Source organism: Macrococcus lamae, assembly GCF_004359545.1.
GTDB lineage: Bacteria > Bacillota > Bacilli > Staphylococcales > Staphylococcaceae > Macrococcus > Macrococcus lamae.
This window is the reverse complement of the sequence record NZ_SCWB01000001.1, coordinates 188,803-213,848: the sequence shown is the minus strand read 5'-3', so window position 1 is coordinate 213,848 and position 25,046 is coordinate 188,803. Positions and strand designations below refer to the sequence as shown.

Sequence of the window (25,046 nt, the reverse complement as noted above, 5' to 3'; positions counted from 1 at the left end):
TACACCTCATCCATTCTCCCATTGATTACTTAAATAGTCGTTTATGAACACTGATAAATCATCAAGTGAAATAATATCCATAGTATAGTCATTTTCAGCCGTAAAATCAATGAGGGTATGTAATGTATATTTCGGACTTCCTTCTCGTTCATCATCATATAGCAGAAGTGTGCCGTCTGTATTGTTCAATATAAATTCAGTAGCTGCCTTGAACATGTATCCTCCCAGGTAGGGCTGTTCAAAAACAGTTGAGATAAAATCTGCGGAATCATTGATCTTCTGATAATACAGCTGATTCTCTTCATTCCATTTTGATGTATGCTCTAAAAAAGGAGTAATTATAGCAAGCTTTAGCCCATAATTCTTTTTCAGACGAATCGCTGCTTCTGCTGCCCACAATTCAATACCAAGCTGACCACTAATGATCACCCATTCCAATCCTTCTTCAGCATACTGCTTCAGCCGTTCCTGAAGAAACAGCTTGATATATTTCACTTCCGGCTGACTATTCTTAAATATATTGAGTTCAAATGGCTTATACCCAGTGACATACATTGTCTTCATAAGCTTGACTGTCTTTCAATATAATGAAGGTCATGCTGGACAGCTTTAAACTGATCGATAAAAACCTTCTTGCTTGTTTTTTCAAAGAAACACGCAACCGACAGTTCTTTTAAATGGGTAACCATAAGATCAAGTTTAATAGGATTCATCAGTCTCATCGCAATGATTTCATCCTTATAAAGAAGAAAGTCGTTGAGGTGGCCGTCTACTTGTTCAGTAAATGGCTGTATATCAATGACGAAGTTAAACTCACGGCCATTTTTAGCAGCGTCAAAATTATTATCAATGGCGGACAAGTCTTCGATTAAAAATTGGATACATTCATGTAACATTAAGCGTAACCTCTCTTTAGATATGGTAAAATCATCTATATGTCTATAATACAAGAAAAACGGGATGAATTGGAATGGTAAACTATCCTAACGGAAAAAAACATACAACTAAAGACTTAGTTACAAAGCAGGAGAAACATAGTAAGATTGAATATGGTAAAAGAGGGATGTCTTTTGAAGACGCAATAGATAAGACCAATCAATATTATATCACACGTCAGATTGCAGTAATTCATAAGAAACCTACTCCAGTTCAAATCGTTAAAGTGGATTATCCGATGAGAAGTAAAGCAGTGATCAAGGAGGCTTATTTCAAAACTCCGTCAACTACTGATTATAATGGCATCTACAGTGGTAAACACATTGATTTTGAGGCAAAGGAAACACATAATAAAACAAGTTTCCCTCTTCAGAACATTCATCACCACCAAATTGAGCATATGCAGCAGGTCGATCAGCAGGGTGGTATTTGTTTTTTGCTGATTCAATTCACTCACTGGGAAGAAGTTTATCTACTCCTTCTGGAACATTTAATGTTTTACTGGAATCGCTATATGTCCGGTGGCAGAAAATCAATTGCTTTAACAGAAATTAAGAAGGATGGTATATTAATACCATATCAATATCAACCACGGCTGGATTATTTAGCAGCCTTAAACATGAAAGATGAGAGTGAGGATTAATTCATGGCCACAAGCAAAAAGAAAAAAAGAAATACTAAGAAATTAATACTACAGATAATCGGGGGTATTGTCATCGCCGCTGCTTTGATGCTGGTATTAGGTCTTGGCATGTTCATCTACTATGCATGGAAGGCGCCTTCCTTTAACGAAAGCAGCTTAAGAGATCAGCTTCCGACAAAAATATATGACAAAAATGATAATCTTGCTACTGTCCTGTACATGGGGCAAAAACGGGAAAGTGTGAAGTTCGCTGACATCCCTGACCAGATGCGTGACGCCGTCCTTGCGACTGAAGATAACCGTTTCTACGAACACGGAGCACTTGACTTTAAACGGCTGACTGGTGCTGTATTCAAGAATATTACCGGTGGATTCGGTTCACAAGGGGCATCAACTTTGACTCAGCAAGTTGTCAAACGTTCATTTTTAACAGATAAAAAATCTATTGAGCGTAAAGCCCAGGAAGCATATTTATCTTACCGTCTTGAACAGGAATATGGTAAAAATGATATCTTTGAAATGTATATGAACAAAATCTACTATTCTGACGGAATATACGGTATCAAAACAGCAGCCGATTATTATTTTAATAAAGATTTAAATGAGCTGACATTAGCTGAATCTGCATATCTTGCAGGCCTCCCTCAAATTCCTAACGCTTATAACATATACGACCATCCAGAAGCAGCAGAAAAAAGAAAAGATACCGTTCTATATTTAATGAACCGTCATAATAGAATCACTAAAGAAGAGATGGAGAAGGCTCAGAACGAAGATTTAACGGCGAATTTAGTAGAAAGAACAACTGCCGACCGTCAAAATATCGAACAGAATGATGAGAGATATGCATCATATGTCAATGTCATCAAAGATGAAATCAAAAATAATAAAGAATTTAAAGGAAAATCCATCAATGATATATTAACGAGCGGACTTAGTATCTACACCAATATGGATATGAACGCTCAGCAGACACTACAAAATAATGTCGATAATCTGAACATCTATAAAAATAAATATAACCAGACTGGTGTAACAATTCTAGATACTAAAACCGGTGGACTCGCAGCAATTTCCGGCGGTCGTAACTATAAAGATGTCGTTGATCGAAATCAGGCCACTGATGCTCATGCTGTAGGTTCTACGATAAAACCCATCTTAAGTTACGGTCCGATCATTGAAAACAAAAAATGGCCGACTGACCATAAAATACAGGATGAAAGTGAATATGATATCAACGGGAACAAATTCAGAAACTATGATACGCAAAGTCACGGAATAGTCACGATGCGTGATGCGCTTCGAAAAAGTTACAATGTTCCTGCATTGAAAACATTCCAAGTTATGAAAAACGATTCAACAGATGCATCTTATAACTTCGCAAAAGATTTAGGTCTTAAGTTCCCTACTAAAGATCTGGGTCCTGCTGAAGCATTAGGTGGTGGTGCTGCTGAATTCTCGACCAAACAGATGGCAGCAGCCTTCTCTGCTTTCGGCAACAACGGCCAGTACAATGAAGCAACTGCTATCAGAAAAATCGTTACTCAAGATGATGAAACGATTAAATTCACCCGCAAATCTGAAAAAGTGATGGAAGATTATACTGCTTACATGATTACAGATATGCTGAAAGATGTATTTGAGCCGTATGGTTCTGGTTATGGCACCGGAATTCCTGGACTTAATATGGCAGGAAAGACAGGAACAACGACTTATGCCGATGAAACATACCAGGAATATAATCTGCCGGATTCTGCTGCAAAAGATGTGTGGATTAACGGCTATACACCGCAGTATACGGTGTCAGTATGGATGGGTTTCACAAAGATTGCTGAGAACGGTGAAAATTCATTTGTCGGTCATGATGAACAAATACTGCCGCAAATCCTTTATAAAAATGTAATGACTGAAATCAGTACGATTGATGGCAAAGACTTTGACAAGCCGGCTTCTGTTACTGATATCGGTACAGAGTTGAAAGTCACAGGAACAAATCCTGATAATTCTATAACAACTGATCCTAATAAACCATCAATAGAATATCCTACCAACACCACAGAAGCTGTACGATCATCCAATGAACGTGCAGCCTCTTCTGCAAAACAGACTGAGCAGGAGGCTGTGACGACTGAACAGGCTGCCAAAGAAGCTGTGACGACAGAAAAAGTGACAACTGAGCGGACGACGACAGAAAAAGCGACGACAGAAAAACCAACGACCGAAACCAAGATGGAACAAAGAACTACAGAAACAACAACTGAAGTTCCTACGACAGAACTTACCCCCAATGAGCAGGCTGCCAAAGATTTAAAAGCAGCCAGTGATAAAGCAGCAGCCGAGCTTAAAGCGGCGAGTGAAAAAGCTGCCGCTGACCTCAAGGCTGCACGTGAAAGAGCAGCGAGAGGACAATAATTATTACAACTTCACAAAAAAGACCTTGAATGGAACAAAGCAATCCTTCAAGGTCTTTTTAACTATATTTTTCGTTTCTTTCTGATTTCCATCACTGCTTTTAATTTCTTCAGTTCTTGTCTCATCGTTTTCATCTGCTGGTAACGCATGAAGTGAAATTTATTCTGAGAAAAATAATCAACGCGTTCAACGACATTGAGTGGTTTATATTCAAGTTCCGAAAGTTCGGATAGGTTAACAGTCCGACGATCATTGATCTCAAACATCATTTCAAGTAGCGCGATTCTATACTCCGCAATCAGCTGTACACCTTCTTCCTGATGAAGATGCTTACTATCTGCAAGTTTATCCAGTTCTGTTTCTTTCATTGAAAACCATTCTTCAGCCTGCATCTATGATCACCTTCTTCCGCTTTCGCCCTTCTCTGCAGTCTATAAGCAGTGGGCACTCATTGCATTTTGGATTTCTCGCGAGACAATGATATCGACCAAAGAATATTAACTGATGATGCGTCTTATTCCAGCGTTCTCGTGGAATTTTATTGCATAAAGTTTCCTCTACCTGCAGGACATTATCTTTCCACTTACATATTCCGAGTCGTTTAGATACCCGCTCAACATGCGTATCGACCGCTAAGGCCGGCACACCATAAGCTACAGAAACAACGACATTAGCAGTTTTTCTGCCTACCCCCGGAAGTTTCACTAGTTCACTATGCTCACGTGGTATTTCACCGTTGTACTGGTCAATCAATATTTGACACAGTGCCTGAATGTTTTTTGCCTTGTTTCTAAACAGACCAATTGATCTGATGTCTTCCATCAGTTCTTCTACTGGTACAGAAAGATAGTCTTCCGGTGTTTTATATTTCTGAAACAACGTACGTGTGACTCTGTTTACTGCTGCATCAGTACACTGTGCAGACATTAATACTGCTATGGTCAGTTCAAATGGATTTTCATGAACCAGCTCACATTCAGCATCCGGATACATTTGACCGATAACATCGATCATTTCAATTGTCTTCTTCTTACTTATCATAAGGGTTTTCTCCATTGACCCAGTCAAACACCGGGAAGTTCTCAATTGTCTTAGTGAACTGCTTCGTCTGCTGAAAATCTTTTCTTACCGCTTTAGAGTCATCGATTGTTTTTACGTTTCGTTTCTTCCAATTCAGCAATATCCGGTCAATATATTTAAAGCTGAGTTTGTCATGAACTGTCGCTTCATCCAGTGCTGTATTGATCAGCTCAGTAGAATGATGATCTGTATCAATCCAATGGGTCAATGTCTGCATCTCAATCGGTGTAAGGGGCCGTCCAAACTGAACTTCAAAACGCTCAAACAGCTGAGTAAAATCAAGCTGCTTATTGATGACATCAGCTGGAATATCTAATGCCGCTAGTTTATCGTCAAGGGGCTGAAGAGAGAAATGTTCACTATAGTGACTGTCAGAATGATTGACAGTCACCTGCAGCATGTCTTTTTGAATAAGACCCTGGATTAATGTCGCGACTTGATTAACGTCGAGAGATGTTTCTTTTGCTACTGCTTCAAATGAAGGCATTTCATTGCTTTCACTGCTGATCAAAATCATTTTTAGAAGAATAACTAGTTCTGTTTCATTGATGCCGAGCTTTGAGTAATTACTAATTAGGCGCTTAGGGACAGCTAGCTGTTGATTAATATATTGAAACATTTTTTCACCTGCAAGAAAGAGGTTGAAACATGCGTTTCAGCCTCTTTGTTTTATTATGGATATAATCTGTTCAGTAGTCGCGGGAATGGGCTTGTTTCTCTCACATGCTCGACACCGGACAACCAGGCAACTGTACGTTCCAGACCGAGACCAAATCCTGAGTGAGGTACGCTGCCATATTTTCGTAAATCAGTATAATAAGAATATGATTCTGGATCGAGACCATGTTCATTAATGCGTTCTTCCAGCAGCTTAAGATCGTTAATACGTTCGGACCCACCGATGATTTCACCGTATCCTTCAGGTGCTATTAAGTCAGCACATTTTACTGTACCTTCCTCATCGGGGTTCGGCTGCATATAAAACGGTTTGATTTTTGTTGGATAGTTGATGATAAATACCGGCAGATCGAAATGATTAGCGATAGCTGTTTCATGAGGTGCCCCGAAATCATCTCCCCATTCAATATCATCAAATCCCCATTCTTTAAGTCGGTCAATCGCTTCAGTATATGAAATGCGTGGAAATGGTGCTGCTACTTTTGCAAGCTTTTCAGTGTCTCGTCCTAAAATCTTGAGATCGAGTACACAGTTTTTTAGGACAGACTGGACGACGTAACTGACGTAGTTCTCCTGAACTTCAAGACTGTCTTCGTGTTCACAGAAAGCCATCTCCGGCTCAATCATCCAGAATTCGATTAAATGCCGTCTTGTTTTTGATTTTTCAGCACGGAATGTCGGTCCAAAGGAAAATACCTTACCATGAGCCATCGCTGCCGCTTCCATATAGAGCTGACCACTTTGAGAAAGAAATGCATCTTCTTCGAAGTACTTAGTATGGAACAATTCACTGGTTCCTTCTGGTGCACTTCCTGTCAGAATCGGCGGATCAATTTTCGTGAAGCCTTCGTTATTAAAAAACTCGTAAGTCGCACGGATGACTTCATTTCTAATTTTCATCACTGCATGCTGACGCTTGGAACGCAGCCATAGATGACGATTGTCCAGCAGAAACTCAGGACCATGAGCTTTTGGCGTAATCGGATAGTCTACTGCTTCATGGATAATCTCAAGATTTGTGACTTCCATTTCATAGCCGAAGTCTGAACGCGCGTCTTCTTTGATGACTCCTGTCACATATAATGAACTCTCCTGAGTAATTCCTTTTGCCGTTTTAAACAAGTCTTCTCCAATATCTTCCTTCACAACAACAGCCTGCAAAAAGCCAGTACCGTCACGCAGCTGCAGAAATGCAATTTTTCCGCTTGAGCGCTTATTTAATATCCACGCACCTAGCGTCACTGTTTCACCGACATGACTGCCGGCCTGATTAATTGTTATCTTCATCGTTATTCTCCATTCTCTTCTCTACAAATTGTTTCATTCTTTCAATTGCCTCTAGCATCGAATCTAGATCAGTGGCATATGACAGCCGGATGTTATCCGGTGAACCAAAACTTGAACCCGGTACGACCGCAACGAGTGCTTCATCCAGCAGTTGTTCTACAAACTGGTCAGCAGTATTAAATCCACAGAACTTTATCGTTTCACTGACATTAGGATAAAGATAGAATGCTCCTCGTGGCTTAATACATTGTATACCTGGTATTTCCATCAGTTTCGGATAGATGGTCTCAAGTCTATCTTTAAAGATGCCGTTCATTTTCTTAATAAAAGAATCATCGCCATTGTAAGCTTCGACAGCTGCCCATTGGGACGGTGTTGTCGGATTACTTGTTGAGTGACTGGCAAGGTCAGTCATCGCTTTGATGAGTTTCGCATCGCCTGCTGCATAACCGATACGCCAGCCAGTCATCGAATGGCTTTTTGACACACCGTTAATGACTATCGTCAGGCGTTTAATGTCTTCATTTAGGCTGGCTATACTGACGTGAGTACCGTCATAGATTAATGTCTCATAAATTTCATCAGAAATCACGATAATATCATTACTTACAGCGAAATTCGCAACCTGCTCCAGCTCTTCTCTGTCATAAATGACACCTGATGGATTGCTTGGTGAATTTAGAATCAAGGCCTTAGTTTTTGAAGTGACGACAGTATCAAGCATTTCTCTCGTCAGTTTATAGTTTGTAGTTTCGTCTGTAAAGACAAAAACGGGTTTTCCGCCGGCAAGAATCACCTGTTCAGGATAACTCACCCAGTATGGAATCGGTATGATGACTTCGTCACCTTCATTTAAGATTGACTGGAACAAGTTGTAAAGTGCATGCTTTGCACCAGAAGCTACCATAATTTCATTCAGTTCATAAGATAAATTGTCTTTTTCCAGTTTCTGCTGAATGGCTTGTTTCAATGCAGGAAGTCCCCCTGCAGGTGTGTACTTAGTCTTTCCTTCGTTGACCGCTTTGAAAGCTGCTTCAATGATATTAGCTGGAGTATTAAAGTCAGGTTCTCCTGCTGCAAGACCGATGACCGGCTCGCCATTTGCTTTAAGTTCATTAGCTTTAGCTGTAATGGCAAGTGTTGATGAAGGTGTCAATTGTTGAACACGATGTGATAATTCCATGGGTACAGCTCCTTATACAGTAGTTAGTTATAGTTTACCAAAGTTAATCCTATTCTTTAAATCATTTATTTTTGGCAGGCTTGTTTTTCTCGATCCATGAGACAAAGTCATTCAATTTACCGCGCTTAACATGATAATGATTCAGCACACTGTCAAAGACTTGATGATAATGTGCCTCGACTATTCTCCGGTCCATACAGATAATCATTCCATCATCATCTTCATTTCGAATCAGACGACCTGCTGCCTGTCTCACTTTAGTCGCGGCGTATGGCAGCTGGTACTGGTCGAAACTGTCAGCTGTCTCGTCCTGCATCAGCATGACTCTCTTGTCATTAGGATGGATAAACGGCAGGCTGACAATCATCACACATTTAAACGTATCAGACTGATAATCCAGACCTTCATAAAATGACTGAGTCCCGAGCAGCAGTGCTCTGTCGAGCTGATTGAACTGAGTCAGAAGTTTGTGGGGATTAGACTGCTGTGTCTGTACGAGCAGAACATGATCTGTTACTGCTGACAAGTATTGCTCGACTTCCTGAATCAGCTGATAATTATTGAATAAAATCAGCATTTTCTTATGTCCTGTCGATAAGTAAGATGTGATATATAGAACGACCTGCTCGACAAAATTGTCTGTTGACCGGTAGTCAAACAGCGGAATATCTTCTGGTATGAAGAAAGTTACTTTCTCATCGCGGTGCATTGGATTAAACGCAATAATCTCACGCTCATATCGGCCCAGCAACGGCCTTAAATGTTTCACTGATTGATCAAGCAGCAGTGAACCAGAAATTAAAGCCAGAGAATCGAAATGACTTAGCAGCTGCTTATTAAATACATCGTCAAGCTTGCGATCTTTGACAAAGATTGACACTGTTGACTTTGAAGCACTGTAAGCTCCGTAGAATACCAATTGTCCTTTATCAATCGCCTGTTTAATCTGCAAAAAGATATGAAGGACGTTTCGCGCCTGCTTTTTTACCATACGGTTCAATGGCAGCTCTTCGACTAGAGCATTGAATAACTGCAATTTTTCAACGAGCTGCAGCAGAACAATATTACCGGTTTTCAGCTCTAAAAGTGAACGATGATGGTCATGACTACTCAGCTCATCAAAAAATAAATCATTTAACCGTTCTATCTCGAGTAGGAGATCCTTCAGCTCAATATGAGAAGTTTTCATAGAATGTATGGATGTTTTATCCGTCTTGATGTTTCTATAATCTGTAAACAGCAGTCCATCTTCCTTAGACAATTGTGACAAATTATATTTCACTGACTGATAGTTCCATTCCGTGAAAGTGTGATTTAAGGCAACTTCCTGCAGTTGATGCCCCTCATCAATGATGAGATGCCGGAAATATTTAGGAAAGCCTTCGTGACCTGAATGCAGCAGATGAGAATGATTGGTAATACCGAGCATCGGCACATCAATTTCTTTGACATTCTGATAAAGGTAAGTATCCTGCTTCGCCTTGTAGAGGTTTCTCATCAGCTCAAAATAAATTTTCCTGCCACCATTCAGATTCATCCGTTCAATGTCTCCGTCCTGTTTTTCCAGCAGAAAAACAAGGAGCTGCATTTTAAGAAGTAGAATATCATGATTTTCTTTTTGGTCATCAAGGATAAATTTAACAAACTCCACTGAAATATAATTCCGCTTACTTTTTAATAGGACGAGCGGTAACTGGTAGCCAAGTGTCTTCTCAATCTTAGCTGCATCTGCATGTAGTAGCTGCTGCTGCAGTGCCTTAGTAGCCGTCGTCAATAAAATATTATCACCATGGGTTAAAACATAGTAAACTGCAGCAGTTAAATAGGCCAGCGTCTTTCCGCTTCCAACTTCTGCTTCAATCATTTTCACTTTATTTGACACCATGTTAGCGTATAGTAGTTCCGCTAAATAAAGCTGCTCTTTTCGATAATTCAATTGGTTAGCTTTAATGATCTGTTCATAGAATTCAGGGAGACTTTTATCAATTTCACCTCTAACAAATAATCTGGTTGACGGTATGTACTTTAAACCTGCTGCTTCCAAAAAGACTTGAGAAGTCTTGTGGCTTTCTATGATCGGAAAAAGCATATGGTCGATATCATTTTTCAGCCGTTTTGCCAGATGATAGAGCTGTATCAATGTTTCTTTCGGTAACGATGCTGCTTTATCAAGACATTTAATGAGAAGATTCGCCGTTGCTTCCGCATCAGCTATCGCACTATGAGCAGTAATGAGCGGCACGTCAAGCGCTGCTGCTATAACTCCTAGCTGATAACTCGTCTGATCGGGATAAAAAATTTTAAACACATCTATTGTATCAATCGTATACCTAGGTTTAAATGCGATATCATACTTATTAAACAATTGTGTCAAAAAATTCAAGTCAAAATTAATATTATGGGCGACAAACACTTTGTTATCCAGAAGTTCAAGAATGTAAGGAGCCAGCTGACTGAACGTCGGTGCACTTTGAAGCATATCGTTATTGATTCCTGTCAATGATTCAATAAACGGCGTGATAGTTTCTTCCGTGTAAATATAACTGTCAAACTGATGGATGATTTTGTTGTTTTCCATCAGGACAATTCCTATTTGAATAATGTCATCAACTGCAGCGTTATTACCTGTAGTTTCTATATCGACGACTGCAAACTGCATGTCATTCCACCTGCATTTCTATGTCAGCACTGATAAACTGATGAGTCATTCCATCCGCGTCACGAACAATAAGTCGGCCATCGTCCTTGATTTCAATAGCTTCCCCCATCACCTGCTTACTGCCTTCTGTGTATCGCAGCGTTCTCCCCCAAATATTTGAGTAGGCTGTGTACTGCTCCTTGATTTCACTGAACTCCGTAGTCATGAATCGCTGATAATACAGCTCAATACGGCGATATAACGCCTCAAAGAACGTATAACGATTAATTGTATGTCCGCTCTCAAGAGAGATACTCGTTGCTTTACGCTGAAGATCCTCAGGAAAATCCATCAGTGCATGATTCAAATTAATTCCTATTCCGCATATAATATGATGAACCCCTGTTGAATCTCCGTTAATTTCAGTAAGAAAACCGCATACTTTCTTATCATTAATATAAATATCATTCGGCCACTTGACTTGAGCATTAACCTTAAATTCAGAGCGCATTGTTTCAGCTATAGCAAGCGAAATAAATAAATTGAATGTCGCGATTTTCTGAAAAGAAATATGCGGATTAAATACAAGGCTCATCCATAATCCTTTCTCTCCTTGAGAATCCCAGACACGATTAAATCTTCCACGTCCTGAATTCTGAACCTCACTGATGACGATAAAAGGTTCCTGATTAGTCAGCAACTTCTCATGAGCCATTTTCTGAGTTGAAGTGACTTCCTTGTATACATAGATTGATTTGAAATACTCGGAATTTCCAATCAGCAGTCGCATGAGATTATTATCCCAGACATCAGGAAATTGAATGATCTTATACCCTTTGTTCTGAATGGACTCAATCACAAATCCTTCCTCTTTCAAGGTTTCAATTGTCTTCCATACTGCTGTACGACTAATGTTCAACTGCTCAGCAATTTTCTGTCCAGATACATGTTGATCTTTATGGTCATACAGATAGGATAATATAGTAAATTTATATTTTGACATTGTTATCTACCCACTTTAAAATATCTTCCTTATTATTTAGCAGTTTACCTAGAACAATCTGTTCTTCAATACTGCTCAGCAGACTTTTCAGCCAGCTGCCACCTTGACGACTCAAATGAGTCATCAATACATAGCCATCTACTGCAATATCAGCTCGTTCTTTTATAGTCAACTCACGGTAGATTGAGTCAACTTGCTGGTTCGTAAGACTGACTTCAATCTGCAGAGCTGCAAGCAGCTGAAGACAGTTAACGACAAGCTTCTTCCCGTAATAATATAACAGCAGCCGTTCGGTGTATTGTGCACTGAACAATTCCTCGTAAATGTTTCCGGAGTCTTTTATCGCTTTTACTTCATGATTCGATAACTTTAATTTAACGATATCCTGCACAGTTATCATACGTTTATATAGACAAAAACCAAAATAAGCTTCAAGAGTGACATCCTTTTCAGGCAATAATAATGGTGTCAGTTGGTCAAGCACTGGTATATAAGTATGTAATGCCGAATCCTCCATCGTTTTCATGGCAGCTTTCGGGTTCTTCCCCTGCAGCAACTTCCTGAATTCCAGAATAATTCGTTCGATGGCAATATGTCTAATAAGTTCACTATGTCGGTTCATTGCTGTCATTGTAGAATTTTCAATCTGAAAATCAAGCACACTTTGAAAGCGGCAGGCACGCAGCATGCGAAGTGCGTCTTCATAAAACCGGGTATAAGGGTTTCCTACTGCTCTAATAAGATGATGTTGTAAGTCATTCTGCCCGCCCGTATAATCTATAACGCGAAAGTCACGGTCAAGCGCCAGAGCATTAATCGTGAAATCACGGCGTAGTAAATCTTCTTTTAAGTCTGAAACAAATATGACATCATCTGGTCTTCTGAAATCCTTATATTCACCGTCTATCCGATAAGTCGTCACTTCAAATGGCACCCCTGCATCCAGTACCATTATCGTTCCATGTTCTTTACCTACAGGAACTGTTCGGGCGAAGATTTGTTCTACTTCGTCCGGTAATGCACTTGTAGTGATATCGACATCGTTGATCGGGATATCGAGCAGATAATTTCTCACTGCCCCTCCTACTATGAACGCTGTGTGTCCATGTGCTTCCAGTGTCTCTATAATAGGTAACGCTTCTTTAAGTTTACTTAGATTGTCCATCGATTAACTCCTGGTATAACTGTTCGTACTGGTCTGTAATATGTGCTGATGCAAACCGCTTTTTAATATCAACAAGCATATGCAGCTGAAGATCTTTGTAATATTCCTCATCTGTAAGAAGCCGGATGGCATACTGACTTGCAGCTTCTGTATCTCCTACATCAACTAAAAGTCCGGTTTCATTATGTCTGATGACTTCACCAATTCCCCCTGCGCGCGTACCGATACAAACGACGCCGCAGTACATGGCTTCAAGGAGTACAAGACCAAAACTTTCCTTCTCGGACATCAATAAGAACAAATCCGACATCTGATAGAACGGTGCCACCTGCTCCTGCTTACCGATAAATAATACATCCTCAGCGACTCCTAATTTTTTAGCCAGTTGACGCATTTTAGATAACTCCGGACCATCACCGATCAACAGTAATTTCACTTTTATTTGTGAACGTATCTTTTTAAACGTGTGTATAATGTCCTGAATCCGTTTGACTTTTCGGAAGTTTGAGACATGAGTAATGACTTTATAATCATCAGGTATTCCATAATTTCGTTTAATATCAGGATTAATGCTAATCGCAAAATCTTTTTCATTAATAAAATTATAGACGGTGACGATATCTTTATTCGGGTTTATGACCTGTTTTGTCTCTTCAATCAGAGCATCACTCACGCTAGTGACGACATCACTTTCTTCAATACCGAATTTAATGGCTTCTCGTAAAGTAGAATCATAGCCGAGCACAGTAATATCCGTCCCATGAAGAGTCGTCACAATCTTGACGTCCTTCCGAGCGATCTGTCTTGCCAGTATACCGCAGATTGCATGGGGAACAGCATAGTGCATATGCAGGACGTCCAGATCATAGTTGTTAATAACTTCAGCAATCTTAGTTGCAAGCGTAATATCATACGGAGGATACTGGAATACTGCATATTGATTGACATCTACTTGATGCAATGTAATATTCGGTCGCTGAAACTGTATTCTAAATGGCGTGTTTGATGTGATGAAATGAACATCGTGTCCACGTTCTGCCATCATCATTCCTAGTTCAGTTGCAATGATTCCTGAGCCACCCATCGTCGGATAACAAGTAATTCCTATCTTCACTTTAATCACCTATACTTTCATAATAACTAATGATTGCGCCGGCGCTCCCCTCGTTCGTCGCCAGTGGAACGTCATAGACATCTGACAATCGGAGCAGCGCAGAAACATCTGGTTCATGCGGCTGTGCAGTCAGTGGATCTCTGAAGAAGAATATCGCATCTATTTCCTTATTAGCGACCAGTGCTCCTATTTCCTGATCGCCGCCAAGTGGACCTGATTTAAACCGATGAACATTCAGACCTGTCTGTTCTGACACTCGTAGACCAGTAGTACCTGTAGCATATAATTCATGCTTAGTGAACTCTTCTATATGCTGTTTGATAAAGGTGACCAGTGCTTCTTTTTTTTGATCGTGAGCAATAATTGCGAATTTCATTGTTCTCTCCTTTCAAATCGATTTTTATCTCTTGTCTTGAACTTGTCCATTGTTCTATTAAAATAATCTGTCAGATCGATATCCATCGAATTAGCAAGACATATTAACACAAATAGATTATCTGCAAGTTCCATACCGATCTCTTTTTCCCGTTCAGATAATTTTTTCTGTTTAGGACCATAGACATGATTGATTTCTCTTGCCAATTCTCCGACTTCTTCAGTTAATCTGACCATATTCTCCATCGGTGTAAAGTAGCCGGACTTAAATTGATTGATATAGACATCTACTTCCTGCTGCATTTCAGTTAAATTTTTCATAGAACCTCCTATTGCATATCTATGGTGTTGATGTTTATTATTGAATTATAAAGGGGGTATTACTGCGCATGACTATCAAGCCGCTTAATATAGTAATGATTCTACTTGGAAGTTTTATATTTAGTTTCGGTATCGTTAATTTTAATATGGCGCACCATCTGACAGAAGGTGGTTTCACTGGCATCGCTCTTATATTATATCATTTATTTAACTGGAGCCCTGCTGTACTGAACTTAATTTTTAACATTCCGTTATTTTTTGTCGGTTATCATCTGCTTGGAAAAATGTCATTCATCTATACTTTAGTTGGGACTATCAGTGTATCGGTTTTTCTATATTTATGTGAGCTTTTTCCAGCAGCGATTCATTTACAGAATGACCTGCTGCTTGTCGCTTTATGCGGGGGGGTATTAATTGGACTTGGCCTCGGAATTATCTTTCGGTTTGGCGGCACGACCGGAGGTGTAGATATCGTAGCACGACTTATGAAGAAATATTTCGATGTTGCTATGGGACGGACGATGTTTATCTTTGACTGTTTTGTCATTTTCCTCACTCTTATCACTATCGGGGATTACAAGTTGACATTATATACACTGGTCTGTGTGTTTGTCGGTGCACGTGTCATCGATGCGATTCAGGATGCCGGTTATTCAGCACGTGGTGCACTTATTATTTCTGAACATCATGAAAGAATCGGAGATGAAATCAATGAGCTGCTAGAACGAGGGGTCACACAGATTTCTGCCCTGGGCCATTATTCTAAAACAAGTCGTCCAATGCTCTACTGCGTTGTCCCTAAAAATGAGCTGACACGATTGAAACAGATTATCCATTCCATTGATCCTCATGCTTTTGTCTCGTTACTTGAAGTTCATGATGTATTAGGTGAAGGGTTTACATTGGATGAAAATAAACAGCTGATTAAAGATCATTAACTTGAATCATACAAAAAAGAACCGGATCCATATCTTCATGATATGAAATCCGGTTCTTTTTTGCTATTTAATCACTGCTTCTTGCAAGCATGAACATTCTTACAAATTCTGCTACCGCGACTGCTGTTGCTGCGACATAAGTCATTGCCGCTGCGGATAATACTGATTTTGCATGACGGTATTCTTGAGCATCAACCATTTGAAGTGCCTCGATCTGGTTCATTGCTCGCTTACTTGCATCAAATTCTACAGGTAGCGTCACAATGGAGAACAATACTGCAAATGCCATTAACGCAACACCTGCCCAGATAGCCATGGCACCGATACCACCGCCAGCATTAGAAATACTTGTCAGAACAGCTCCAATCATAATCAGTAAATAACTGAAAGACGTACCTAAATTAGCAAGCGGCAATAAACTTGTTCTGAATTTTAGAAAGCCATATCCAGTCGCATGCTGGATAGCATGACCAACTTCATGAGCAGCAATCGCTGTTCCCGCTACACTTGGCTGTCTGAAATTCGATGGACTGAGAACTACGCGTTTAGAACGTGGATCGTAATGATCAGATAAGAATCCTTGACCTTCTACTACCTGTACATCATGAATACCATTTGCTGTTAAAATTTCTTCTGCGACTTGTTTTCCTGATTTTCCTGAAGTCGATCTTACTTTTGAATATTTATTATAAGTAGATTTAACTCGAGCCTGAAAATACATAGGAATTAACATGATTAATACGAAATATATAATATAACCCATTGATACACTCTCCTTTAATCTTATTTTAATAAGATGGTCAGATTAAGTCAAATAATATTATCTAATATATCTGTTCCATAATAGGACCAATGGAATTACTGACAACCAGAAAGCAAAGTAACCGATATGTCTGATATATTGTTCCAACATGCTGTATACAGGATACTGCATATAGACATAATCGATGACATCGTTATGAAATACCCAGATGATTGTCACCAATATATGCCATTTTTTGATTTTAAAGAACGGAAGAAATATCAGTGCTTCAATCGCCATGATTCCGTGAGAAAGACAAAGCATTAATCCTGTTCCTGTCACTTCCTCAATTTCTATAAACGTAAAAATATTCATGACAACTGCCCATACACCATATTTAATTAAAGTCACAAATGCTAGAGATTCCATCAGCCCTGAATGTCTGCCAGCAACTATGAAGATAAGTGCTATAACTAAAAAAAGTGAAGCTGTCGGACTGTCAGGCACAAACGGCATGAAGTACCACTTCGTACGAGCAAGTTGACTCCCGTACCAATAATATCCATACAATGTTCCAAGCAGATTACACATAATAAGAAAAACAAGAAAATAACGGTTCATCATCCAGAAATAGAACTGCTGTTTCATTTTGACCTCCTATAAAAAAAGAGCCATCTTCTCAGATGACTCTTTGTATATTACTTTTTCAACTCTTTGCCGTTTTCATCGGTCTCATGAAGCCCTTCGATAAACTTACCGACTTCCTTAATTTGTTCTTTAGACAGTGTATCTTTGAAAGATGGCATAGCTCCGTTACCGTTAGTGACGAATGCTTCAACACCGGCAGCAGGTAAATTAGCTTTAACTAAGTTCGGACCCGCACCACCTGTCAACTCACCACCGTGACAGCTTGTACAGTTAGATTTAATGATATTTTCGTATGTTGGATCCTTTTTATCTAAGTTAGTAAATGAAATCGCACCTTGAGCTTCTTGTTTTTCCCAGTCATGGTATGCTGCTGATTCCCATGTTGTATAAAAGATAATACTAAAAGCTGCAAGCATCAACCCTGAGGCGATAGGGCGTTTATACCATTTACGTTCACTACCTCGGTCTAACCATGGTGCGAGTAATAAGGCACCGAATGCAAGACCAGGTAATACGATTGCACCGAATGTATTAAATGGACCTGAAGCGTACGTATACTTCAGAATCTGATACAGAAATAAGAAGTACCAGTCTGGAAGCGGTGTGTAACCCGTATCAGAAGCATCAGCTACACGTTCAAGTGGTGATGGGTGAGCAACAGTCAGACATAAGAATGCGACTAAAAATACTGCGCCTGTCATCCATTCCTTCAATAAGAAATCCGGCCAGAAACTCTCTGTTTTTCCGGGAAATTCTGAATAATCTCTATTTAATTTGGCTTTCTTGTACTGTTTAATACGAGAGTCACCAACAAATGTCATACCTTTTCCTTTATGCATTCCTCATTACCTCCTTTATAGTATATTCGGTTTTATAGTGGGCCTGAAATACCTTGTTTTCTGATCATGATAAAATGCGCCGCTAATAAAGCGAATAAACATGCTGGCAGGAAGAAGACATGAATAGCGAAGAATCGTGTCAACGTCTGAGCTCCGACGATTTCAGGATCACCTGCAAGAAGTGTTTTCACCCAGCCGCCGATGAACGGAACAGCTTCAGCAATCTGAAGTCCGACTTTCGTTCCGAATAATGCTTTCATATCCCACGGTAATAAGTAACCTGTAAAACTTAGACCAAGCATTACAAAGAAAATTAATACACCAACAACCCAGTTCAACTCACGAGGCTGTTTATAAGATCCTGTAAAGAATACACGTAGTGTATGCAAAAACATCATCACGACGACTAAACTTGCACCCCAGTGGTGCATACCGCGGACAATGACTCCAGCTGCAACATCATGCTGAAGATAGTATACTGATTTCCACGCATTAACGATATCTGGTACATAGTACATTGTCAGGAACATTCCTGACAAAACTTGAATAACTGTGATGAAGAATGTCAGACCACCAAAGCAATAGACGAAAGCAGAAAAGTGATAAGCAGGGTTGACATGCTCAGGCACTTCATGATCCGCGATATCACGCCAGATTGGTGTTACATCAAGTCTGTCATCGACCCAATCATAGATTTTCTCGATCATTATTTACCCTCCTTATTTTGCTAACTCATTTGGATGCTTTTTACCGATTGTCAGCATACCGCCTTTTTCGCCGGTTTCATACTGATCAAGCGGTGCAAGTGGTGGTGTACCTGGAATATTCTTACCGTTCTTCTCATAACGACCACTATGACAAGGACAATAGAACTGGTTCGGATTCTCTTTATCACCATTCCAGTTGACAGTGCAGCCTAAGTGTTTACATGTTGGTGAAAGTGCGACTACATTTTCGCCGTCTTTATATACCCATGCAAATGCCGTCACTTCACTTGTATACCATGCGTCCTTCTGTTCAAACTTGAAGTCAACCTTTGTCGGCTCTTCTTTAAGCTCAGAAATTTTGACGCTTGTTGTTATCATACCGCCTGCAGAGCCTGATTTGAATAATGGATCCAGAGCAAATCGACCCATCGGCAAAGCAATGCCTGCTGCCATAAATGACCCAACTCCCATCAGGGAATAGTTTAAAAATTGGCGTCTTGTGACACGTTGGCTCATTTAGATTCCCCCCCTCTAACGCTTCTTTTTCTAAAAATATACTAGGACATATCAATTTTAGCTTAATAACTATTGATGGTCAATATGATGGAAGAAATAAGTCCATTAAAATAAGGTTACTTATTCCACATTGCTATAATATGACGCATCAAGTCTTTCACCTGAGTTTGAATCATTTCCTGTTTAAAATCGTCATCCATTGTCTCAAGCGGAAAAATATTGACTTTGAAATGCTCAAGCTGAGTTTGAAAATGACTGTTCATAGATGACACAAATAAGACATTTTTCATTCCATAACCTTTTAACTGTTCACCTATAACAACAGGCAGCGTATAATCCTCCTGCACTTGGACCGGAGGAATGAGCAGGACGCGTCCCTTGAACTGGTTCTCTACTTCCAATGTCAACGCCTGGATGACTTCGTAATGATCAACGATAGTCATCAATTGCCCTCTATAATCAACATCAATGATGGGAATTATAGCGGTGTCGATATATTCGAGCTGATGTTTAATATCTTTTAAATCCCTGTAGTTAAATAACATATCATCATTCCTTCAGTCTATTTATTAAAGCACTGTAATAATTAAAATCAGTTCTATCATGCAATAGCAGCGCTACCTCTATTTTATCGCTGATGATTTCTGTCAACCGGCTGTGATCCTGAGCATTAAGCATCCGGAAATCATCTGGCAGTTGTCTATTGAGGATAAGTTTCCTGATTTTTTCATAGCGTTCGAGTTCGCTAAATTTCGGTTCATTAAATGCTATATAAAAGTAGTAGTTTCCTTCTACTTGATTTAAAAGATGGAAGATCACATCGGCTTGTGTAATAATACGATCTTTATAATGAAAGAGTAACTGATGAGACCTGGTCAGTGTAATACCTTCATTGATTTCTGCAGGAGGATTACTGAAAGTAAAGTGTTCAAGAACTTCGTGGTCCTTTAGAAAATTTAATACCCAGACCACTTCTTTCTGTTCAATTGTATGGTGGAAAAGCAGATACTTTAAAAACCCTTGTCGTTTGCCAACAATATCGACCAGAATCGGATCATCTTTCATACGGATCGAAACCTGGATCAAGTGCAGTAAGCTGGCTACGGACTTTGGTTGTATCTTCACCGATTTCAAGAAGATAGTCATGATAATCATAGAGAAAATCCAAGTTATCACTTAAATCAGCATAGGCCTGTTCATAGAAATGTTTAGCTTCATTATCCCGTTCAAGCTGCTGATAACTATATCCAAGATTCCATTTAACAATCGGATCAATATCTTCTTCATCAATTAAAGAAAATAACCTCACTGATTCTTCAAACATGTCATTTTCCTTATAATAGTCAGAGAGCAGAAGTGCTGCTTCTGTATATGAAGGATCGATTGTCAATGCTTGAATCAAGTACTGTTCTGCCTCTTGATTCTTAGTATGCAGCATGACACGTGCTGTATCGACAAGAAGCTCCTTGAAAAACTCATTCAAAGCAAGGCCCTGCTTACCTATCAAAATCGCTTCATCATATAATCTTTCCGCTTCATAGAGATTGACGAGTAATAAATAGGCATGCATGTAATCAGGATCTTTTTCCAGCAGTGTATTCAGCACCTGAATGGCATCAGGCACATGATCATTTTTCTGAAGCGCGATGGCTTTCCTGAAAAAGTCATCACTGGTCATTTCCTGTTCTTCCAATGTGTTAAAATAAATTTCTGCTTGTTCATAGTCTCCGCTCTGCAGCATAGCATCTGCCAGCCGGCTGTTTACATTCACGTGATTAATCACTTGTTCTCCACTGTTTAGCAGTGTTTCATAGCGACGGGCTGCCTGAAGATACTGTGCATCGAAATAAAACAGCTCTGCCAGCGCAAATGTAATGATCAAATCGTCAGGTGCCAGCTCTTCCGCTGACTTCAACTTATCCAGTGCGACTTCTATCATGTCCTGCTGCTGATAGACATCTGCTTCAAGCAGCAGTCGTTCTGTTGTCTTTGGTGCATGATGCAGAATTTCCAGTGCCTTGTCTATTTGATTCTCATCAATGAGTCCTTCGATGTAGTAGACGAGCAGCTCTATTTCTTCTGGATATTGATGATAGAGTGCTTCAAAAACTTTCATCCCTTGGGGCACAAGTCCGTACTGATAAAGTGTTTCTCCAAGGACAAATAAACCTTCGTGGTCTTCTGACATCAGTGCATCATTAATGTCGTTATCAATCTGTTCTATCTTCTGCAAATGCACTTTGTCTATTATATGATAAATATCCATTAATATGTTCCCAACCTTTCCATCATATCCATAAAGTCAGGAAATGACACCGCGATGCTGTCAAACCCTTTGATTTCAACAGGCTCTGGTGTGAGCAAGCTTGCAACTGCAAGCATCATGCCGATTCTGTGATCACCTCGGCTGTCTGTTGCTTTATGACGGTTGCTCCGTCCTGGATTGACAATCATTCCATCTTCAGTGGCAGTGAGGTGAAATCCTACCTTCCCGAGTTCTTCAACTACTGCATCAATTCTATTAGTTTCCTTGACCTTCAATTCTTCGGCATCCTTAATGATGCTCTGTCCATCAGCCTGAGTCATTAATAATGCGATAATCGGAAGTTCATCGATAAGCCTCGGAATGAGAGCTCCTTCTATTGTGACAGGCTTTAACTCTGAAGTATATTGAACACGAATAGCTGCAGTCGGCTCGCCATCTGTAGTTACAACAGATACTTCAATATTACCGTTCATCATTTTAATGACCTCTACAATGCCGTTTCGTGTATTATTGATTCCGACATTGTTAAGAGTAATGTCACTGCCAGGTGTAATCAATGCTGCTACCATTAGAAAAGCCGCGGACGAAATATCTCCCGGGACTTTGAAGTCACTTGGACGCATCTCATCTATTGAACGTTGAGGAAGGGTGATAACATTGTCCTCTAGTTGAATGTTTACTCCATATACCGGAAGCATCGTCTCCGTATGATTTCTTGTTTTAACGTTTTCAGTGATACGTACAGTTTCATCAGCAAATAATCCAGCCAGTAGAAGTGCTGACTTAACCTGCGCGCTGGCGACAGTCATTTGGTGATCTATTCCTTTGATCATTGAAGGTTCAATGACTATGGGAGTACGTGTATTGTTATGACTGCCACTGACCTGAGCGCCCATGGCATTCAATGGTTCAATGATCCGCTTCATCGGACGTCTGCCGATAGAAGCGTCTCCTGATAAAATCGTTCTAAACGGAAGTCCACTCATGACCCCTGCCAATAGTCGTGTGGTCGTACCGGAATTGCCGGTATAAAGTACTTGTACGGGCTCCTTGAAATTACTCCATCCATCAGATTGAATCGTTATTTGATGATCAGAGACAGTAATTTCAACACCGAGTCTCCGGAAGACATCAATTGTTGACAGACAGTCCTCTCCAAGCAGTGGATCATAGATAACAGATTGTCCAGTGGCCAATGAACTGAAAATAATGGCACGGTGGGTCATCGACTTATCTCCGGGTACCGTTGCACTTCCACGTAATGGTGCTTTTAATTTAATAGTCATAATCTACTCCTAACAATGACATTAATGAATCAAATGCTTCAGACAGCTGTTCTTTCGTGAAATGCTCCATACAGGGCTTATCTTTCAACAGTATAAACTGAATATTTTCATCGTTATTTTTCTTATCTTTCTTCATTAAATCATAGTAACAATGAAAATCTTTGAAGACTGGTAACGGCAGTCTCAATGCTTTAAACCACTCAAGCAGGAGAACTGGATTTCTTCCAGATAGTATTTCCATATAGAGCAGCCCTATCATGATTGCATGACCATGTGGTATTTTATGGGTAAATTCAATAGCATGCCCGAGTGTATGCCCTAAATTCAAATAACTTCTAACGCCGTGCTCGAACTCATCTGCAACTACAATCTCAAGTTTTCTTCTGATTCCTGTCATAATCCAGTAATCCATGTTTTTCAGCTGATTCAGTTCGCTGGATGAGGGAACATCCTGTTCAAGTTTTTGTCTCTGTTCAACAGATTCAAGCATCGCATGCTTTATGACTTCGGCAAATCCACTCAGTTTTTCTTCGTATGAGAGCGTCGTTAAAAAAGATAAATCATAATATACACCTGCCGGCCGTTTAAAAGCACCAATTAAATTTTTACCTGCTGAACTGTTAAGTCCGGTTTTCCCTCCGACACTGGAATCGTGTGCAAGTATCGTTGTAGGAATCTGTATAAAATCTATTCCCCGAAGTAAAGTAGCTGCAATAAAACCAGCAAAGTCACCAACACTGCCTCCACCGACAGCCATGACAACTGAGCGCCGTGTGATACCAGCAGATAAAATTTGTTCAATGATTTCAGTATACTGTTCCAGCGTCTTTAAACTTTCACCTGCTTCTACTACAAAAATCAGATTTGGTTGAAGCAGCAGTTGGTTGACTTTCGACGAATGTTCTGACATCACCCGGCGATCAATAATATAGATGTAATGCTGATAATGAGTCAGCTTTAACAGACTGTGCAGCGCTTCATCACCGACTATGATAGGATAATTATTCTCAGTGTAAGTTGTCATCAATTCCATTAAAAATGTCTCAGCTCTTCCCGGTAACGTTCTACCTGAGTTTTCAGCTGATCCATATGATTGGACTGGAATTCTTCTAATACAGCACGGGCAATCTCAAATGCTACAGCATGCTCACAGACAATAGATGCCGCAGGGACAGCACAGCTGTCTGAACGCTCGATACTCGCCTGATAACTCTCTTTTGAAATAATATCAACGGAAGGAAGTGGTTTATAAAGCGTCGGTATAGGCTTCATTACTGCATTCACAATAATCGGCATCCCATTTGTCATACCGCCTTCAAAACCTCCGAGATGATTGCTGAGTCTGTAAAACCCAGTTGTCTCATTGTAAGCAATTGGATCCTGCACACTGCTCCCAGGCATACTGGCCATTTTGAATCCTTCTCCGAACGAGACACCTTTAAATGCATTGATACTGACGACACTTTGAGCAATACGTCCATCAAGTTTTCTATCGTAGTGAACATAGCTGCCGAGACCTGGTGGACAGTTGACGACACAAACTTCTACTTCCCCGCCGATGGAGTCACCTGCTTTTTTAGCATCATCAATTCGTTCACGCATCTGAGCTGCAACGGTTTCATTCAGACATCTCACGTCATTCAAGTCATTACCAGCTGCAATCTCTTCCGGAGTATAATTAGACTCATCCCTTATTCCGCCGATTTCCTTGACACGACTCATCACGTGAATGTCCAGCTGCTGCAAAAGAATTTTAGAGACTGCACCGACTGCAACTCTGGCAGCTGTTTCGCGGGCACTTGAACGCTCAAGAACATTTCTAAGGTCACGATGGTCGTACTTCATTCCTCCGACTAAATCCGCATGACCTGGTCTAGGTTTTGTAATCACTCGTTTCATCTGTTCCTGAGCAGATTCAGCAATCGGTGATACGCCCATTATATTCAGCCAATGTTTGTGGTCATCATTTTTGACGACTAATGTAACAGGGCTGCCGAGCGTATAACCATTTCTTACACCAGACATGATTTCTACAGTATCCTTCTCAATCTGCATTCTGCGGCCTCGACCGTACCCACCCTGTCTCTTGAGAAGTTCTGTTGTAATTTCTTCTGCTGTCAAAAACAAATTTGCAGGCATTCCTTCTATAATCACTGTCAGTTGAGGGCCATGTGATTCGCCCGCTGTTAAAAATCTCACACGTATACATCCTTTCACACCATTAAGTACTCATAGTTTACCATAAATAAAAAAAGTCGTGCCATCGCAC

The 25,046-nt window shown here is 40.1% G+C and carries 27 protein-coding genes; 3 read left to right on the top strand and 24 right to left on the bottom strand.

All coding sequences use genetic code 11. From position 1 onward, the window contains the following. Positions 1-6: 6 nt before the first annotated feature. Positions 7-564, bottom strand: coding sequence for an SLOG family protein (locus ERX29_RS01170; protein WP_133442845.1), 558 nt, complete (start codon positions 562-564; stop codon positions 7-9). Then, complete coding sequence (locus ERX29_RS01165; protein WP_133442844.1) at positions 561-896, bottom strand: DUF1798 family protein; 336 nt, start codon at positions 894-896, stop codon at positions 561-563. The genes ERX29_RS01170 and ERX29_RS01165 overlap by 4 nt, the downstream gene beginning before the upstream one ends. Before the next feature lie 74 nt (positions 897-970). On the opposite strand from ERX29_RS01165, the gene recU reads away from it, so the two are divergent. Together recU and ERX29_RS01155 are read left to right on the top strand one after the other, a co-directional pair. Beyond that, positions 971-1,579 carry a Holliday junction resolvase RecU gene (recU, locus tag ERX29_RS01160; RefSeq protein WP_133442843.1) on the top strand — a complete coding sequence of 203 codons (609 nt, stop codon included), beginning with the start codon at positions 971-973 and terminating at the stop codon, positions 1,577-1,579. A 3-nt stretch (positions 1,580-1,582) separates the two neighbouring features. Then, complete coding sequence (locus tag ERX29_RS01155; protein ID WP_133442842.1) at positions 1,583-3,991, top strand: transglycosylase domain-containing protein; 2,409 nt, start codon at positions 1,583-1,585, stop codon at positions 3,989-3,991. Between the two features lie 62 nt (positions 3,992-4,053). On the opposite strand, the gene ERX29_RS01150 is transcribed toward ERX29_RS01155, so the two are convergent. The 11 genes from ERX29_RS01150 to ERX29_RS01100 form a co-directional block, all read right to left on the bottom strand. Next, a complete protein-coding gene (locus ERX29_RS01150) occupies positions 4,054-4,383 on the bottom strand; it encodes a YpoC family protein (protein WP_133442841.1) in 330 nt (109 codons plus the stop codon). Continuing rightward, positions 4,373-5,032, bottom strand: coding sequence for an endonuclease III (gene nth / locus ERX29_RS01145; RefSeq protein WP_133442840.1), 660 nt, complete (start codon positions 5,030-5,032; stop codon positions 4,373-4,375). The genes ERX29_RS01150 and nth overlap by 11 nt, the downstream gene beginning before the upstream one ends. Then, positions 5,022-5,690, bottom strand: a complete 669-nt coding sequence (locus tag ERX29_RS01140) for a DnaD domain-containing protein (RefSeq protein WP_133442839.1) — start codon at positions 5,688-5,690, stop codon at positions 5,022-5,024. Before ERX29_RS01140 ends, nth begins: the two co-directional genes overlap by 11 nt. 53 nt (positions 5,691-5,743) lie before the next feature. Continuing rightward, the gene (gene asnS / locus ERX29_RS01135; RefSeq protein WP_133442838.1) at positions 5,744-7,036 is read right to left on the bottom strand and encodes an asparagine--tRNA ligase; all 1,293 of its coding nucleotides are present in this window, start codon (positions 7,034-7,036) and stop codon (positions 5,744-5,746) included. After that, on the bottom strand, positions 7,020-8,219 hold the full coding sequence (locus ERX29_RS01130; RefSeq protein WP_133442837.1) for a pyridoxal phosphate-dependent aminotransferase: 1,200 nt from the start codon (positions 8,217-8,219) through the stop codon (positions 7,020-7,022). Before ERX29_RS01130 ends, asnS begins: the two co-directional genes overlap by 17 nt. A gap of 61 nt (positions 8,220-8,280) precedes the next feature. Beyond that, complete coding sequence (locus ERX29_RS01125; protein ID WP_133442836.1) at positions 8,281-10,878, bottom strand: helicase C-terminal domain-containing protein; 2,598 nt, start codon at positions 10,876-10,878, stop codon at positions 8,281-8,283. Between the two features lies 1 nt (position 10,879). Beyond that, positions 10,880-11,860: a biotin--[acetyl-CoA-carboxylase] ligase gene (locus ERX29_RS01120; RefSeq protein ID WP_133442835.1), complete on the bottom strand. Its 981-nt coding sequence runs from the start codon at positions 11,858-11,860 to the stop codon at positions 10,880-10,882. After that, entirely contained in the window at positions 11,847-13,025 is a 1,179-nt protein-coding gene (locus ERX29_RS01115; RefSeq protein WP_133442834.1) for a CCA tRNA nucleotidyltransferase, read from the bottom strand. Before ERX29_RS01115 ends, ERX29_RS01120 begins: the two co-directional genes overlap by 14 nt. Continuing rightward, positions 13,009-14,139, bottom strand: a complete 1,131-nt coding sequence (gene bshA / locus ERX29_RS01110; protein ID WP_133442833.1) for an N-acetyl-alpha-D-glucosaminyl L-malate synthase BshA — start codon at positions 14,137-14,139, stop codon at positions 13,009-13,011. The genes ERX29_RS01115 and bshA overlap by 17 nt, the downstream gene beginning before the upstream one ends. 1 nt (position 14,140) lies before the next feature. Next, positions 14,141-14,515, bottom strand: a complete 375-nt coding sequence (mgsA, locus tag ERX29_RS01105) for a methylglyoxal synthase (protein WP_133442832.1) — start codon at positions 14,513-14,515, stop codon at positions 14,141-14,143. Continuing rightward, positions 14,512-14,835, bottom strand: coding sequence for a nucleotide pyrophosphohydrolase (locus ERX29_RS01100; RefSeq protein ID WP_133442831.1), 324 nt, complete (start codon positions 14,833-14,835; stop codon positions 14,512-14,514). Before ERX29_RS01100 ends, mgsA begins: the two co-directional genes overlap by 4 nt. Before the next feature lie 68 nt (positions 14,836-14,903). Here ERX29_RS01100 and ERX29_RS01095 point away from each other — a divergent pair, with 68 nt between their 5' ends. Beyond that, a complete protein-coding gene (locus tag ERX29_RS01095; protein WP_133442830.1) occupies positions 14,904-15,773 on the top strand; it encodes a YitT family protein in 870 nt (289 codons plus the stop codon). Between the two features lie 67 nt (positions 15,774-15,840). On the opposite strand, the gene ERX29_RS01090 is transcribed toward ERX29_RS01095, so the two are convergent. From ERX29_RS01090 to aroC, 11 genes are all read right to left on the bottom strand, one after another. Then, complete coding sequence (locus tag ERX29_RS01090) at positions 15,841-16,536, bottom strand: zinc metallopeptidase (protein WP_133442829.1); 696 nt, start codon at positions 16,534-16,536, stop codon at positions 15,841-15,843. A gap of 57 nt (positions 16,537-16,593) precedes the next feature. Beyond that, positions 16,594-17,163, bottom strand: a complete 570-nt coding sequence (locus tag ERX29_RS01085) for a DUF1405 domain-containing protein (protein ID WP_133442828.1) — start codon at positions 17,161-17,163, stop codon at positions 16,594-16,596. A gap of 50 nt (positions 17,164-17,213) precedes the next feature. Further along, positions 17,214-18,002 (bottom strand): menaquinol-cytochrome c reductase cytochrome b/c subunit, encoded by a 789-nt coding sequence (locus ERX29_RS01080; RefSeq protein ID WP_133442827.1) that lies wholly within the window; start codon positions 18,000-18,002, stop codon positions 17,214-17,216. 32 nt (positions 18,003-18,034) lie between these two features. Then, complete coding sequence (qcrB, locus tag ERX29_RS01075) at positions 18,035-18,709, bottom strand: menaquinol-cytochrome c reductase cytochrome b subunit (protein WP_133442826.1); 675 nt, start codon at positions 18,707-18,709, stop codon at positions 18,035-18,037. 12 nt (positions 18,710-18,721) lie between these two features. Then, entirely contained in the window at positions 18,722-19,225 is a 504-nt protein-coding gene (locus ERX29_RS01070) for a QcrA and Rieske domain-containing protein (RefSeq protein WP_133442825.1), read from the bottom strand. A gap of 116 nt (positions 19,226-19,341) precedes the next feature. Then, positions 19,342-19,770: a DUF2487 family protein gene (locus tag ERX29_RS01065; RefSeq protein ID WP_133442824.1), complete on the bottom strand. Its 429-nt coding sequence runs from the start codon at positions 19,768-19,770 to the stop codon at positions 19,342-19,344. A 4-nt stretch (positions 19,771-19,774) separates the two neighbouring features. Then, complete coding sequence (locus tag ERX29_RS01060) at positions 19,775-20,290, bottom strand: YpiB family protein (protein ID WP_165981019.1); 516 nt, start codon at positions 20,288-20,290, stop codon at positions 19,775-19,777. Then, complete coding sequence (locus tag ERX29_RS01055; protein ID WP_133442822.1) at positions 20,280-21,491, bottom strand: tetratricopeptide repeat protein; 1,212 nt, start codon at positions 21,489-21,491, stop codon at positions 20,280-20,282. Before ERX29_RS01055 ends, ERX29_RS01060 begins: the two co-directional genes overlap by 11 nt. Next, entirely contained in the window at positions 21,491-22,777 is a 1,287-nt protein-coding gene (aroA, locus tag ERX29_RS01050; protein ID WP_133442821.1) for a 3-phosphoshikimate 1-carboxyvinyltransferase, read from the bottom strand. The genes ERX29_RS01055 and aroA overlap by 1 nt, the downstream gene beginning before the upstream one ends. Next, entirely contained in the window at positions 22,767-23,810 is a 1,044-nt protein-coding gene (locus ERX29_RS01045) for a 3-dehydroquinate synthase (RefSeq protein ID WP_133442820.1), read from the bottom strand. The genes aroA and ERX29_RS01045 overlap by 11 nt, the downstream gene beginning before the upstream one ends. Continuing rightward, complete coding sequence (gene aroC, locus ERX29_RS01040) at positions 23,810-24,976, bottom strand: chorismate synthase (protein ID WP_133442819.1); 1,167 nt, start codon at positions 24,974-24,976, stop codon at positions 23,810-23,812. Before aroC ends, ERX29_RS01045 begins: the two co-directional genes overlap by 1 nt. Positions 24,977-25,046: the final 70 nt, after the last annotated feature.